General features: G+C 63.7%; 13 protein-coding genes. 7 read left to right on the plus strand and 6 right to left on the minus strand.

The window, feature by feature from the left end:
- Nucleotides 1–46: 46 nt before the first annotated feature.
- From G6N73_RS06415 to argE, 5 genes are all read right to left on the minus strand, one after another.
- The gene (locus tag G6N73_RS06415; RefSeq protein WP_165024946.1) at nt 47–1,504 is read right to left on the minus strand and encodes an NAD-dependent succinate-semialdehyde dehydrogenase; all 1,458 of its coding nucleotides are present in this window, start codon (nt 1,502–1,504) and stop codon (nt 47–49) included.
- 11 nt (nt 1,505–1,515) lie between these two features.
- On the minus strand, nt 1,516–2,559 hold the full coding sequence (locus G6N73_RS06420; protein ID WP_165024948.1) for a tartrate dehydrogenase: 1,044 nt from the start codon (nt 2,557–2,559) through the stop codon (nt 1,516–1,518).
- 70 nt (nt 2,560–2,629) lie between these two features.
- Entirely contained in the window at nt 2,630–2,983 is a 354-nt protein-coding gene (locus G6N73_RS06425; RefSeq protein ID WP_165024950.1) for a cupin domain-containing protein, read from the minus strand.
- 27 nt (nt 2,984–3,010) lie between these two features.
- Complete coding sequence (locus G6N73_RS06430; protein ID WP_165024952.1) at nt 3,011–3,934, minus strand: 2-hydroxyacid dehydrogenase; 924 nt, start codon at nt 3,932–3,934, stop codon at nt 3,011–3,013.
- Between the two features lie 122 nt (nt 3,935–4,056).
- Complete coding sequence (argE, locus tag G6N73_RS06435) at nt 4,057–5,181, minus strand: acetylornithine deacetylase (RefSeq protein ID WP_165024954.1); 1,125 nt, start codon at nt 5,179–5,181, stop codon at nt 4,057–4,059.
- Between the two features lie 304 nt (nt 5,182–5,485).
- On the opposite strand from argE, the gene G6N73_RS06440 reads away from it, so the two are divergent.
- Nucleotides 5,486–6,385 carry a GNAT family N-acetyltransferase gene (locus G6N73_RS06440; RefSeq protein ID WP_165024956.1) on the plus strand — a complete coding sequence of 300 codons (900 nt, stop codon included), beginning with the start codon at nt 5,486–5,488 and terminating at the stop codon, nt 6,383–6,385.
- A gap of 52 nt (nt 6,386–6,437) precedes the next feature.
- Here G6N73_RS06440 and G6N73_RS06445 read toward each other — a convergent pair whose 3' ends face one another.
- Nucleotides 6,438–7,370: a LysR substrate-binding domain-containing protein gene (locus G6N73_RS06445; protein WP_165024959.1), complete on the minus strand. Its 933-nt coding sequence runs from the start codon at nt 7,368–7,370 to the stop codon at nt 6,438–6,440.
- Nucleotides 7,371–7,471: 101 nt separating this feature from the next.
- Between G6N73_RS06445 and G6N73_RS06450 the strand changes: the two genes are divergently transcribed.
- From G6N73_RS06450 to G6N73_RS06475, 6 genes are all read left to right on the plus strand, one after another.
- On the plus strand, nt 7,472–7,792 hold the full coding sequence (locus tag G6N73_RS06450; protein WP_165024962.1) for a (2Fe-2S)-binding protein: 321 nt from the start codon (nt 7,472–7,474) through the stop codon (nt 7,790–7,792).
- Nucleotides 7,774–9,159, plus strand: coding sequence for an FAD/NAD(P)-dependent oxidoreductase (locus G6N73_RS06455; RefSeq protein WP_165024965.1), 1,386 nt, complete (start codon nt 7,774–7,776; stop codon nt 9,157–9,159). Before G6N73_RS06450 ends, G6N73_RS06455 begins: the two co-directional genes overlap by 19 nt.
- Entirely contained in the window at nt 9,156–10,307 is a 1,152-nt protein-coding gene (locus G6N73_RS06460) for an NAD(P)/FAD-dependent oxidoreductase (protein ID WP_165024967.1), read from the plus strand. Before G6N73_RS06455 ends, G6N73_RS06460 begins: the two co-directional genes overlap by 4 nt.
- An 18-nt stretch (nt 10,308–10,325) precedes the next feature.
- Entirely contained in the window at nt 10,326–11,366 is a 1,041-nt protein-coding gene (locus tag G6N73_RS06465) for a membrane dipeptidase (protein WP_165024968.1), read from the plus strand.
- Nucleotides 11,367–11,909: 543 nt separating this feature from the next.
- On the plus strand, nt 11,910–13,523 hold the full coding sequence (locus G6N73_RS06470) for an ABC transporter substrate-binding protein (protein WP_165024970.1): 1,614 nt from the start codon (nt 11,910–11,912) through the stop codon (nt 13,521–13,523).
- 66 nt (nt 13,524–13,589) lie between these two features.
- The gene (locus G6N73_RS06475; RefSeq protein ID WP_165024972.1) at nt 13,590–14,546 is read left to right on the plus strand and encodes an ABC transporter permease; all 957 of its coding nucleotides are present in this window, start codon (nt 13,590–13,592) and stop codon (nt 14,544–14,546) included.
- Nucleotides 14,547–14,551: the final 5 nt, after the last annotated feature.

Here is a 14,551-nt window from a genome sequence, read left to right on the forward strand (position 1 = left end):
CGGCACGGGTGTTGCCCGTGCCGTCTTGCTATCCCGTCGGGGTCGTTCAGGTCAGACCGCCGATATGGAAGCTCTTCATTTCCAGATATTCCTCGATACCGCATTGGGCGCCTTCGCGCCCGAGGCCCGATTGCTTGACGCCGCCGAAGGGAGCGACTTCCGTGGAGATCGCGCCGGTGTTCAATCCCACCATGCCGAACTCGAGCGCCTCCGCCACCCGCCACGACCGCTTCAGGCTCTCGGTGTAGAAATAGGCGGCCAGGCCGAATGGCGTGCCGTTGGCGATAGCGATTGCCTCGGCCTCGGTTTCGAACCGGAAGAGCGGCGCGACGGGACCGAAGGTTTCCTCGCTGGCGAGCAGCATCCCGGTCGTGGCGCCGCCGAGCACGACGGGGGCCGCGTATTGTCCGCCGCCCGGCATGGCGGGGCGCGCCGAAAGCACGCGAGCGCCCTTGGCGAGCGCATCGGACACGTGGCGTTCGATCTTTTCGATCGCCGCGGCATTGATCATCGGGCCGATCTCGACGCCCGGCTCGGTGCCCGGGCCAATCTTCATGGCCGACACCCGGGCAGCAAGCTTCTCGGCGAATGTCTCATAGACGCCCGCCTGCACGAGAATGCGGTTGGCGCAGACGCAGGTCTGGCCGCCGTTCCGGAATTTCGAGGCGATGGCGCCCTCGACTGCAAGATCGATATCTGCGTCGTCAAAGACGATGAACGGCGCATTGCCGCCGAGCTCCAGGCTGAGGCGCTTGATGCTATCGGCTGCGCCTCGCATCAGCAGCGCGCCGACGCGGGTCGAACCGGTGAAGGAGATCTTGCGCACCGTCTCGTTCGCCATGAGTTCCGCGCCGATTTCGGCCGGCATGCCAGTGACGATGTTGATGACGCCGGCCGGGATTCCGGCCCGTTCGGCCAGAACGCCGAGCGCCAGCGCCGAGAACGGCGTGAATTCCGATGGCTTGACGACAACGGTGCAGCCTGCCGCCAGCGCCGGCGCGACCTTGCGGGTGATCATCGCATTGGGGAAGTTCCACGGCGTGATGATCGCCGAGACGCCGACGGGCTCTTTCAGCACCACGATCCTTCGGTCGCGGGTAGGCGAGGGGATGGTCGTGCCGCCGATGCGCCGTGCTTCCTCCGCGAACCATTTGACGAAGGACGCGCCGTAGCGGATCTCGGCGCGGGACTCGGCAAGCGGCTTGCCTCGTTCCAGCGTCAGCATCCGTGCCAGATCCTCAACATGTTCGAGCATCAGGTCGTGCCAGGTCTCGAGCAGCGCGGCGCGCTCGGCATGGGTTCTTTCACGCCATGAAGCAAAAGCCGTCGAGGCGGCTTCGATGGCGCCACGGGTTTCTGCCCCGCTTACATCCGGCACGGAGCCGATCACCGCCTGTGTCGCCGGATCAGTCACCGCGACGCGGGCGCCCGAGGCCGAATCCCACCACTCCCCCGCGATCAGGCATTGTTGCCGGAACAGCCTTTTGTCTTTCAACGCGTCCATTCGTGCGTCCTTCATTCAAGCGCCGCCAATATGGCGGCTGTAATAGTTTCCGTGCGGTCCTTCCCGGGCGCCGCGCCGATGCCTCGCGCTGTCGTGGCCTCGATTGCAGCCATGACTTTCGCCGCCGCGGCGCCTTCACCCAGATGGTCGAGCATCATGGCCGCGGACCAGATGGCGGCGATGGGGTTGGCGATTCCCAGATGGGCGATGTCGGGCGCCGAGCCGTGGACCGGCTCGAACATGGAGGGCGCACTGCGGTCGGGGGTGATGTTGGCCGAGGCGGCGAAGCCCAGGCCGCCCTGGATCGCTGCGCCGAGATCTGTGAGGATGTCGCCGAAGAGGTTCGAGGCGACGACGACGTCCAGGCTTTCAGGCGCCATCACCATTCGCGCGGCCATCGCGTCGATATGGTAGCTGACCACCTCCACATCCTGGTATTCGGCGGCAAGCTGCGCCGTGATCTCGTCCCAGAACACCATCGAGTATTTCTGCGCGTTGGACTTCGTTACGGAGGCGAGCTTTCGCCGCCGCGACCGCGCCTGCTCGAACCCGAAGCGCAGGATCCGCTCGACGCCTTTGCGGGTGAAGATCGAGGTCTCCACAGCGACCTCGTCGCCGGTGCCCTGATGCACGCGGCCGCCGGCACCGGAATATTCGCCCTCGGTGTTCTCGCGGATGCACAGGATGTCGAAGGATTTGGCTTTTAGCGGCCCCTCCACCCCCGGCAGCAGCCGGTGCGGACGGATATTGGCGTATTGCACGAAGGCCTTTCGGATCGGCAGAAGCAGCCCGTGCAGCGAAACCGAATCCGGCACCTCCGCCGGCCAGCCAACCGCGCCAAGCAGGATGGCGTCGAAGCCGCGCAGCGTCTCGATCCCATCGGCTGGCATCATTGCCCCGGTCTGTTTGTAGTAGGCGCAGGACCAGGGAAAACGCTTGCCCTCGAGCGCGAAATCCGAGCCCTTGGCGGCAGCCTCCAGCACCTGCCAGGCCGCGTCGGTGACGGCGTGGCCGATGCCATCGCCGGGGATCAGGGCGATCGAATAGCTCTTCATATCGAGTGTTCCCATCAACTGGCGATCAAAATTTCCCGTTTGCCAAGGGCTTGCAGCGAACAATGCCAGGTCAAGTGACGGTGAGATAAATCTTGCGGACGGTTTCGATCGTCCGCCAGGTTCCGGTGAAGCCGGGCTTCATCACGAAGCTGTCGCCCGCGCGGTAAGTGACGGGCTCGCCGCCGTCCTCAGTCAATTCGATCACGCCGCCGAGGATGTGGCAGAATTCGAACGTTTCGCCCTTGATCGATCGCGTTTCGCCAGGCGTCGCTTCCCACACGCCGGTGTTGATCATTCCGTCGCGCGCCGCGTCCTGCGGCCAGGTCTTGAATGAGGGGTCGCCGGAGATCAGGCGGTCGGGTCCCGGTTTCGACTCGCGTGGCGCATCGAGGGGTTTCGGATAGATCGTCTTGAGCAGAGACATCTGGTTTTCCTTCGAGTGAGGTAGAGGCTAATAGCCCCGGGCGCGGTCGACGAGGCCGATGGGATCGAGCCCCGCTTTGTGGCGGCGAATATTGTCGATCACCGCCTTCGCTGCGGTCTCGGGTTGCGTCACGCTGGCGATATGCGGGGTCAGGATGATCTTGGGATGCCGCCAGATCCGGTGATCGGCGGGCAGGGGTTCGGGATCGGTCACGTCGAGCATCGCGCCGGCGAGCTGTCCGCTGTCTAGCGCGGCGAGCAATGCGTCCTGGTCGAGCTGCGGCCCGCGCCCCACATGCACTATGCCCGCCCCCTTGGGCAGGGCGGCAAACAGATCGGCATTCAGGAAGCCGCGCGTTTCTTCGGTCAGCGGCAGGAGGCAGACCAGGATGTCGCATTCGGCAAGGAATTTTTGCAGCCCAGCCTCGCCACTGTGGCAGGCCACGCCGGCTATGTCGCGCGGCGACCGGCTCCAGCCCGAAAGGGCAAAGCCGAACGACTTTAGACGGTCGAGCACGGCCGAACCCAGCATGCCCAGGCCGAGCACGCCGACCCGCCGCTCCTGCGCCTGCCGGACCGGCCGCGGCCGCCATTCGCCTTGCGCCTGCTGGCCGAGATATCCGGGCAGATCGCGGTGCAGCGCCAGGACGGCCAGCGTGACGTATTCCTGCATCATGCGGATGATGCCTACCTCGACCATCCGCACCAGCTTGACCTTTTCGGGCAAGATGTCCGTCTGGAACTGATCCACCCCGGCGCCGATCGAGAACAGGATCTCCAGGTTCGAGTAGCGGTCGAGATTGTCGGGTGCGGTCCAGGTCAGAAGGTAACGCACCTGCGCCGGGTCGATTCCGTTGGGATCGGCAGTGAAGCAAAGTTCCGGCAATTCACGTGCGAACTCGGCCGCGAAAACCTTGGCCCGTTCGGCATCGGAGTTGAACAGGAAGGCCATTCGAGGCTCCTAGAATGGATGACGGCCTGATGTTGGACGGCCGGCTGCGGCAGGATGCTTCGAAGCTGCCAATCGCAACGGCAGATCGCGCCGAATTTAACCGCCGGCTCAGTCGCGGCAGCTCAATGACGAAGCCGCGCGCCCAGATCCTCGATCATCCGCCGGCAAGCGGCGAGCTCCCCGATCTCGATATATTCGTCCGCCCGATGGGCGCGCGCGATGTCGCCAGGCCCGCAGATGATCGCTTCGACCCCGGCCGCCTGATACAGCCCCGCTTCGGTGCCGTAGCTTACGGCAGCGAGTGGCTCCTCTCCGGTGAGTTCTTCAAGCAGGCGGGCAAGCGGCGCTTCGGCGGCGAGCGAGAGCGCGGGATATTCGCTAAGGAGTTCCGAACTCACCTTGAACCCGCGGTCGGCCAGTTTGGTCGCTGCCATCACCACAGGCTCCAGCAATGCCGCCGGAGAAACGCCGGCGATGGCGCGGGCCTCGATCTCGGCGGAACAATAGTCCGGGATCACATTCAGCGCCTGTCCGCCGGCGACCGTCCCAATCTGGAGCGACGAATAGGGCGGCGCGAAATTCGCGTTGAAGGGGCCAGCCTTCAACTGCTCGATGCTTCGCACGGCCTTGGCGAGAACCTCGGCCATGGCATGGATCGCGTTCAATCCCTGATCGGGGCGTGATGAGTGGCCCGACCGGCCGCGAATTTCGATCCGCGCCGCAGCCTTGCCCTTGTGGGCACGGATCGCGCGCATCCCGCTCGGCTCGCCGACGATGCAGCCTTCCGGTTTGGCGCAGAGCCGGGGGAGGAGATCGATCAAATGGCGCACGCCACGACAGCCCGCCTCCTCGTCGTAGGAGAAGGCCAGGTGGATAGGCCGGGCAAGCGGAGCAACCGCCAGCGCGGGCAGGGCGGCCAGCGCGCAGGCCAGGAAGCCCTTCATGTCACTGGCGCCGCGTCCGTAGAGCCGCTGCCCTTCAGCGCGCAGCGCGAATGGATTGCTTGTCCAGTCCGGCTCGCCGGCCGGCACCACATCCATGTGCCCGGACAGGATGAAGCCCGGCACATGCGCCGGGCCGATCGTTGCGAAAAGGTTCGCCCGGTCGCCTTCCGGTCCCGGCGCCACCGTGACCTTTGCGCCGAAGCTTTCGGCATAGGTGCGGATAAACTCAACAATCTCGCCGTTCGGGCGGCCTACCACCGACGGAAAGGCTACCAGTCGAGCAAGGATTTCTTCCGCGTTCATCAATTTCCTCGCTTTAGGCTCGCGGAGTTCGATGCCGTCGATCATCCGCTGGTTGCGGTAACTGGCCGACGCAGAACCGCTTAATGCCGATGCCGGTAAAGCATAGGCTCAGCTTCCGGTCCGGAATGCGGAAAGCCGGTCAGCTTCGGTGGAAAGTTTTGAATGCGGGCGCATCTCGAGCGGATTCTGTGGCGTGGATTGGTGATACTGGATAGGCATGATCCATGGAGGATGCCGTCCGCGTGGGAAGAGCAAATCGGAATTCCAGTCTGTGCCCGCCATTCAGATGCTCCCTAGGGAAGAGATGTCATTGAAGGCCGAAGAATCCATCGTACTCAGCTCTTTCAAGCTGAAAATTGCCGACATCTCGGACGTCGAGCTTGCGAAGCTGCATGCGCTCTCGATCACCGTCGGCTGGCCGCACCGGGCTGAGGACTGGGAGATGCTGCGCGACCTGGGTCACGGAATAGTTGCCCTGGACGAGATCGGGCGCGCGCTCGGCACAGCGATGTGGTTTCCGTATGGGCCCGATTTCGCGACGATCGGCATGGTTATCACATCCCCGCGTTTGCAGGCCTACGGCGCGGGGCGGTGGATGATGGAGCATGTGCTGGCGCAGGCCGGCCCCCGCGACTTTGGGTTGAACGCCACGCGGGCGGCGCGCCGGCTTTACTTGTCCATGGGATTCACCGCCACGAAAACCGTGTACCAGTGCCAGGGAGAGGCAGTGGCGCCCGAACCCGCGCCGCCTGCCGGAGCGTCGCTGCGCGACGTCGGCCCAGCCGATTTGGCCGAACTTGCCGCCCTGGACCGCAACGCCTACGGCGTGGACCGTTTGGAGCTATTGGCAAGGCTGCTGGAGGTATCGAAAGGGGTGGCGCTTATGCGCCGCGGGCAAATTCGTGCGTTCGCGCTTTGTCGCCGCTTCGGTCGCGGCCATGTGATCGGGCCGGTCGTCGCTGAGACGGACGAGGATGCCATTGCTGTTATTCGACCGCATGTTGCGGGCCACGCCGGACGCTTTCTTCGCCTGGATACGCGGCAGCAGACTGGCGCGTTCCCCGAGTTCTTGGCACGTTCCGGACTGCAGATATTCGATACTGTGACCAGCATGTGGCTCGACCGGCCTTTGACTGTCGGCGAAGGCAAGCCCGGCGGGAAGCATCTGCTCACCTACGCATTGGCCAGCCAGACCCTAGGGTAAGCCTGCCACGTGCGCTCGACAGGCCGTGACCCCTCGTCTTGCAGGGCGTCGCTTATGACCCTGCTATGACAGCCGGAACGCCGGGTTCCGCGGGCTTGTCGCTTCCAAGGTCATGGATTGCAGCCTGGATGTCGCGGGAGAATTCCCGGCCAAACCGTGATTGCGGCAGCGTCGTGCTGGACACGAGCACGATCTCGAGCGCCGAACGCGGCCGGAACGGGCGGACAACCAACTCCCCGAAGCTCGCCCAAGGAATCAGCCCGTCCACAAGCGCCACACCCAGCCCTTGGGCGACCAAGGGAGCGGATGCGATCGAAAGACTGATCTCGATCTGCGGATCGTAGACTTGGCCCTGCTCCTGAAACGCGCGCATTACCATCCGCCCGGCTGTCGTCTGGATTCCGTAGGAGATAAGCGTTTCGCCGACAAGGTCGGCAGGGGTTACGAAGTCCTTGCCGGCCAGTGGAGACGTGCGCGGCATCAAGGCGACGATCTCGGCGCTGCCCACAACATCGTTGCGGATCTGCGGCTCAGGAAGTGTGGTCATCGTCAGTCCGAGATCGACGTCGCCAATAAGGATTCGCTCGGCGATCTCCTCCGCAGGGAGCGTTTGCAGAACTAGCCGTGCGCCGGGATTGCGTCGCCGGAACCGCAGCGCCGCTATCGGCAGCAGGGCAAAGGTGGGCGGCGCGCTGGCGGCTACGCGCAACAGGCTCAACTGCTTGTCGCGAATGCGGTTGGAGAAGACCTTCAGCGCCTCGATCTCGCGAAAAATTCGGTCAGCATCCTGAAACAGCAGATGCGCCTCCGCCGTGGCGATCAGGCGTCCGCTGATGCGCTCGAACAGCCGATAGCCGATCACGCTTTCGAAGTGGCGCAGAACCTTGCTGATAGCCGGCTGCGAGACATGCAGCGCCTCCGCCGCTGCGGTGAGCGAGCCGTGGCGCATGACGGCGCGGAAGACCTCAAGATGCCTGGCGTTCATCCCTTCATCATAACCAAAGGTTTGAGAAGGCAAAACACTTTGTATTGGCCAAGGATATGCCCGCGTGGAATTCTCCTCCTCCACAAGCGGAGATCAGTTCCATGTTGTCTTTTGGCGGCGCCCGCTTCCAGCGCCTTGGCGAGGAAGCACGGGCGAAGCTCCTCATTACCGTCGATGGCTGCACGGCGGCGGCTCACGAAGGCGACACGCTGCTTGTCGCTATCCTGACCAATGGGGGCAGCTTGCGGCAATCGGAATTCGGTGACGGCAATCGCGCAGGCTTCTGCCTCATGGGCGCGTGCCAGGACTGCTGGGTCTGGACAGAAACCGGCGAGCGCCTGCGCGCCTGCACGACCGTCGTCACTGAAGGTTTGCGTGTCCTCACCAAAGCTCCGGAGGCACGATGGCCAGCCCTCGCATAGTCATCGTCGGAGCCGGTCCGGCGGGCGTTCGCGCTGCCGAGACACTCCTGGCTGCCGGGCTGCGGCCGATCCTCGTCGACGAGGGCAGACGCGACGGCGGGCAGATCTATCGCCGCCAGCCGGACAATTTTCGTCGGTCGTACGCCGCGCTTTACGGAACAGAGGCGAGCAGTGCGGAGAACCTGCACCGCGCTTTCGACGCCCTACGTAATGCGGTCGATTATCGGCCCGAAACGCTCGCTTGGGCGATTTCCGACAAGCGGTTGCATGTGGTTACCGGCGCGTGGTCCGACGTGCTTGATTTCGACGCGCTCATCATAGCCTCAGGTGCGACGGACCGGCTGATGCCGGTCAGGGGCTGGAACATGGCGGGCGTCTACAGTCTTGGCGGCGCGCAGATCGCGCTGAAGTCGCAGGCCTGCGCTATCGGCCGCCGCGTGGTTTTCATGGGCACGGGGCCGCTGCTCTATCTGGTCGCCGCGCAATACAAGAAGGCCGGCGCGGGCGTCGCCGCCGTGCTCGACACATCGCCTTTCCGCCTGCGTCTCAAGGCTCTGCCCAGGCTGATGGCGAGGCCGGAGGTGCTGGCCAAGGGGCTCGCCCTGACATGGGCGCTAAAACGATCGGGTATCGATATTCAAACCGGAATTGAGCCGCTGGAAATTGAAGGCCAACGTGAAAACGGCGTCGAGGGCATACGGTACCGCACTCGCCGCGGAAAGACGCGCGTGATCCCCTGCGATGCCGTTGCGCTTGGTTATCACCTGAGGCCGGAGACGCAGCTTGCCGACCTTGCTCGCTGCGAATTCCGTTTCGATTCCGGGACAAGGCAGTTCTTCCCCGTTAAAGACGAGGATGGACGCAGCAGCATTCCCGGCATCTATCTTTCGGGGGATGGCGCGATCCCCTTAGGGGCTGATGGCGCCGAACTCGCCGGCCGGCTTGCGGCTCTCGCCGTGCTTGCCGATCTGGGCCACGCCGTTCCTGAAAGCGCGAGGTCGGGGCTGCGCCGGTCCCTGCGTGCAATGGAGAGGTTTCGGCGCGGACTGGCTGCCGCCTTTCCCTGGCCGGCGCATTTTGCGGCCGCGCTCGGCGGCGACACGGTCGTCTGCCGTTGCGAGAACATCACGACCGGCGAGTTGCGCGCGGCGGTCACCGAGAAAGGCGGCGTCGAGCTTAACCGCGCCAAGGCCTTCAGCCGGGTCGGCATGGGCCGCTGCCAGGGCCGCTACTGTGGTCATGCCGCGGCGGAGATAATTGCGGCTGCGGCGAAGATTCCTGTCGAGGAGGTCGGCCGGCTGCGCGCCCAGGCGCCGGTCAAGCCGTTGCCGATCGCCACTGGCGATCACGGGGTCGGGGCGGCATGAAGCGCTTTCAGGCGGATGTCGTCATTGTCGGCGGCGGATTCATGGGAGCAGCCGCGGCCTTCTTCCTGCGCAGGCGCGGGCGCTCCGTGATCCTCCTGGAGCAAGGCCTGATCGGGCAGCAGGCGAGCGGCGTGAATTTTGGCAATGTCCGCCGCCAGGGCCGCTTTCTTCCGCAGCTTCCGCTTGCCAACCGCTCGCGCGAAATCTGGGGCAGGCTGAAGGAGCTTGTCGGCGAGGACGCCGAATTCCTGCCGACCGGCCACATCCGGGTCTGCTATGACCCGAACCAGATCGGCGTGATCGAAAGCTATGCCGAGAAGGCGAAGGACTATGGACTCGACCTCGAAATCCTGAGCGCGAAGGCAGTCCGGTTACGCTTTCCCTTTATAGGCCCCGAGGCGATCGCAGGCTCCTATTCGCCCCATGACGGGCATGCGAACCCGCGGCTGGCTGCGCCAGCCTTCGGGCGCGCGGCCCGGCGCGCCGGGGCCCAGCTCTTTGAAAACACCGAGATCGTGTCGATCGGGAAAACCGGCGAAGACTTCGAGGCAGTATCGAGCGACGGCAGAAAGTTTTTCGCTCCCGCCGCCCTGATCACCGCGGGTGCGTGGGGAGGGTTGTTGTCCCAGCAGTTCGAAGAGCCGGTCCCGATCGCCGCGCACGGCCCCCAGATGGCTGTCACCGAGCCCTTGCCTTATCGCATCACTCCGGTCGTTGGCGTCGCGACGAAAATCCCCGAGGAAGTCGTCTATCTCCGGCAGGTCGAACGCGGCAATGTGGTCTTCGGCGGCGGCATAAGGGGCCCTGCCTTTCCCGACATCCGGCGCGCTTATGCTCTTCCCGAACGCCTGCTCGCCCAGGTGCCCCAGATACGGCGTCTTGTTCCCGCACTCGCCAACGCGCGCATCATCCGTTCGTGGAGCGGCATAGAAAGCTACCTGCCGGACGACATTCCGATCATGGGGCCGAGCGCCCGCGTGTCCGGTCTCTATTACGCTTTTGGCTTCTGCGGCCACGGCTTCCAGCTCGGTCCGGGAGTCGGCGACGTGATGGCGGAACTGATCGATCGCGGCACGACAGCGACGCCGATCGCCCCATTCCATATCGGCCGGTTTGCAACGCAGACGGCAATCCCCGCGCTGACCTGATTTCACGAGGAGAGTTCCATGACAGTCATATCCGCCGTCCACGCCAGCCATGTGACGGCCAGCGAGGAAACGAGAAAGTTCCATGACCGGACATTCGTCTTCGATGCGTTGTCCATCGCCTATGTGCTGGAGGACAAATATGCTGAGCGCACGCTTGCCGGCGGCGTCAATGCGACAAACGTCACCTTCGCGCTGGAAGAGAGCTGGGACGTGGTCATGCGCAACATGGAGGGCAACCTATCGGCAATCGAGAAGAGCCCTTATCTCAAGCTCTGCCTGACGGCCGACGACATGCTGAAGGCGAAGGACGAGGGCAAACTCGGCGTCGTCATCGGCACGCAGGGCGCCAGCATGTTGGACGATCAGCTCTGGCGGCTCGAACTGCTGACCCGCATGGGGCTGCGCATTTTCGGCCTCGCCTATACGACTGCCAATGCTTTCGGCGACGGCTGCGGGGAAAAGCGCGATGCAGGCCTGACTTATCTCGGCGAGGAACTGATCGCGCTGGCCGATGCGCTGCCCCTAATGATCGATCTCTCCCATTGCGGTCACCGCACCCGCGCCGAAGCGACGGCCCTGGCGCGCGCGCCGGTCTGCACCCACTCCAACTCTGACGGCCTTCGCAGCAACGGACGCAACACCGAGGACGCTACCGTCAGGGCGATGGCCGCGAAGGGCGGCATGATCGGCGTCTGCGGCCTGCCGCAGTCACTTGCCGATGGGACGCCCACGCTCGACGATTTCCTGGACCACGTCGATCACTTCGTCCGGCTGGTCGGGGCAGAACATGTCGGCATCGGGGTCGACTATGTCGAAAAATATCAGGAGCAGGCATCGGTCGTGGCGCCGCCCAGCGTCGTAACCTGGCGCACGCGCCGCCCGGACATCTTCGGTCCGCTCTCGAGCTTCGGGCGGCAATCCTATCCGGTCGGCGTCGAGACTGTCGCCAAACTGCCAAATCTTACGCAGGGCTTGCTCGATCGCGGTTATGACCGGGAAACGACTGCAGCGATCATGGGCGGCAATTGGCTGCGCACTTTCCGCCGCTTCTGCGGCTGACTTGTCCGTCGCCGGGCTGATCCACCCGACGCAAGATATTTCGTGTTCCCACTCATATCAGCATCCGTTGCCGTCGATGGGGGTCTGTTCAGTCAATTAAACCACCGGGGGCTCGTAGACTTGAGGGAACATCAGATCCCAGAAGGGACGGGGAACAGGACATGCAAGTGACGCAACATGGCCCAGAATTCAGGCAAGCCAGCCCGGTCCGACTGACCAAGCCCCGGCAAACGCCGACTTTAATTTCGCAGATCCTTGCCTTCACGCGCGGTCACGTCAGCGCTTGAGCGGGCTGACTGATTTCGACGGTGGCGGCACCGCAGGTCCGCCGCCGTGTGGAAGAAAGCGAGCAAATCAGACTCGCAAGAACAACAACGGGAACTGAATAACAAAGCCAACCAGAGGGAATAGATGCAATGTCAATGGGAACGAGATTGACCTGAAATCATCGCCTGCCGCGCCTGAGGGCGCTTCGAATGAACCGTAACGTTCTCCGGCACATGCCCTGATGGTAATCGTCCGGATGGTTGAAAGGCTGATACGATGAAATCCGACTACAACCCGATGCTAAGCCCGAACGACGCCTCGATGGTCGAGAACGCCATTCGCCGCGGCGCCACGCGGCGCGAACTCCTCGGCATGCTGATGGCCGGCGGCATGACTGCCGCTTTCGGCGGCTCCGTCATCGCCGGCGCCACGCGCGCCTATGCCGATACGCCAAAGAAGGGAGGACGCATCCGGGCCGCAGGCTATTCCAGCGGCACCACCGATACGCTGGACCCGGCAAAGTCCTCTCTTTCGACAGATTATGTCCGGTGCACCAGCTTCTACAACGGCCTCACCCGGCTGGACGAAACCCTGGCGCCCCAGATGGAACTGGCGGAATCCTTCGATACCGACGACGCCGTGACCTGGACGGTCAAGCTGCGCAAGGGCGTCACCTTCCACGACGGCAAGACCCTGACGGCTGACGATGTGATCTACTCGCTTAATCGCCACAAGGATCCGGCGGTCGGGTCGAAGGCCAAGGCGCTCGCCGATCAGATCGCCGAAGTGAAGAAGGTCTCGGACAACGAAATCACCATCGTCCTCAGCGGCCCGAACGCCGACCTTCCGGTGATTCTTGGCACGTTCCACTTCCTTATCATCAAGGACGGAACCACCGATTTCACGACGGCTGTCGGCACAGGCGCCTTCACCTGCAAGGAGTTCGAACCCGGCGTGCGTTCCATCGCCGCGCGAAACGAAAATTACTGGAAGGGCGAGGGTCCGTATCTCGACGAGGTCGAATTCTTCGCCATCGCCGACGAGAATGCCCGCGTCAATGCGCTGCTTTCCGGCGACGTCGATCTGATCGGCAGCATCAATCCGCGCTCCACGCAGCTCGTCGAGGGAGTGGGCGGCTTCGAGCTGATGACCACGACAGCCGGCAACTACACCAATCTGGTGATGCGCGTCGACATGGAGCCCGGCAAAAACCCGGATTTCATGATGGCCATGAAATACCTCTTCGACCGCGAGCAGATAAAATCGGCGGTCTTCCGGGGATATGCCGAGGTTGCAAACGACCAGCCCATACCACCCAGCAACCGCTTCTATGCGTCCGATATTCCGCAGCGGCCCTACGATCCCGACAAGGCGAAGTTCCTGCTGGAAAAAGCGGGCATGATAGGCGCCAACATTCCGGTGATCGCCTCGCCCGCTGCCGCGCAGTCGGTGGAAATGGCGGTAATGCTGCAGCAGGCGGCGCAGCAGGTCGGCCTCAATCTGGACATCCAGAAAGTGCCGGCGGACGGCTACTGGTCCAATTACTGGCTCAAGGCACCGGTCCATTTCGGCAATATCAATCCGCGCCCGACCGCCGACGTGCTCTTCTCGCTGCTCTACAAATCCGATGCCGCGTGGAACGAAGCGCACTGGAACAACCCGCGCTTCGACAAGATCCTGCTTGAAGCACGGGGCCTAACGGATGACGCCAAGCGCAAGGAACTCTATCGTGAGCTCCAGCTGATCGCGCACGAGGAGTCCGGCATCGGCATTCCGGTATTCATCAGCAACATCGACGCGCTGAGCTCGCGCCTGAAGGGGCTGCGGCCGATGCCAACTGGCGGCATGATGGGGTTCTCGTTCTCCGAGTATGTGTGGCTCGACGCCTAGCCGCACCTCCCGGACGGCGCGGGCGAATACGCCCGCGCCGTTTCTCCAGCACGGAGCCGCGTAAAGATGAACAATACCATGAGCAGATTGATCGCGGCCCGGCTCGGCGTCATGCTTCTCACTTTGTTGATCGTCTCGCTGGCCGTGTTCGTGGCGACCGAGATGCTGCCCGGCGACGTCGCCGAGATCGTGCTTGGCCAGAGCGCGACGCCGGAAGCGGTCGCCGGCCTTCGCGAGGCGATGAACCTCGATCGTCCCGCGCCGGTCCGATATCTCTTGTGGCTCGGCGGACTGCTCACGGGCGACCCGGGCGTCTCCCTGGTCAACAACATCCCGGTCGCGACGCTGATCGGCGGACGCCTTGGCAATTCGCTGCTGCTGGCGGGCGTGACCGCCGCCTTTTCGGTGCCGATCGCTCTGACCCTGGGCATCACGGCCGCGATGTGGCGCGGCAGGCTCTACGACCGTATCGTCAGCTTCGTCACCATCTGCGTGGTTTCGGTCCCCGAGTTCATGGTGGCCACGTTGGCGGTGATGATATTCGCGGTGCAATTGCGATGGCTTCCCGCCCTGTCGTTCGCCAATGACGTGCAGTCGCTCGGCGAATTGCTGCGTGTGTTCGCGATGCCGGTGATCAGCCTGAGCTTCGTGATCTCCGCGCAGATGATCCGCATGACCCGAGCGGCGGTGATCGACACGCTGCAGTCGCCTTACGTCGAAATGGCGGTCCTCAAAGGGGCCGGCCAAACCCGCGCCGTGCTTGCCCACGCGCTCCCGAATGCGATAGGGCCGATCGCCAACGCAGTGGCGCTCAGCCTTTCCTACCTTCTCGGCGGGGTCATCATCGTCGAGACGATCTTCAACTATCCCGGCATAGCCAAGCTTATGGTCGACGGCGTCGCGACACGCGACATGCCCTTGATCCAGACCTGCGCGATGATCTTCTGCTTCAGCTATCTGGTTCTCGTGACCACCGCGGATATCTGCGCAATCGTTTCCAATCCGAGGCTGCGACACAAATGACCAAG

The organism is Allomesorhizobium camelthorni (genome assembly GCF_011045125.1).
Lineage (GTDB): Bacteria > Pseudomonadota > Alphaproteobacteria > Rhizobiales > Rhizobiaceae > Allomesorhizobium > Allomesorhizobium camelthorni.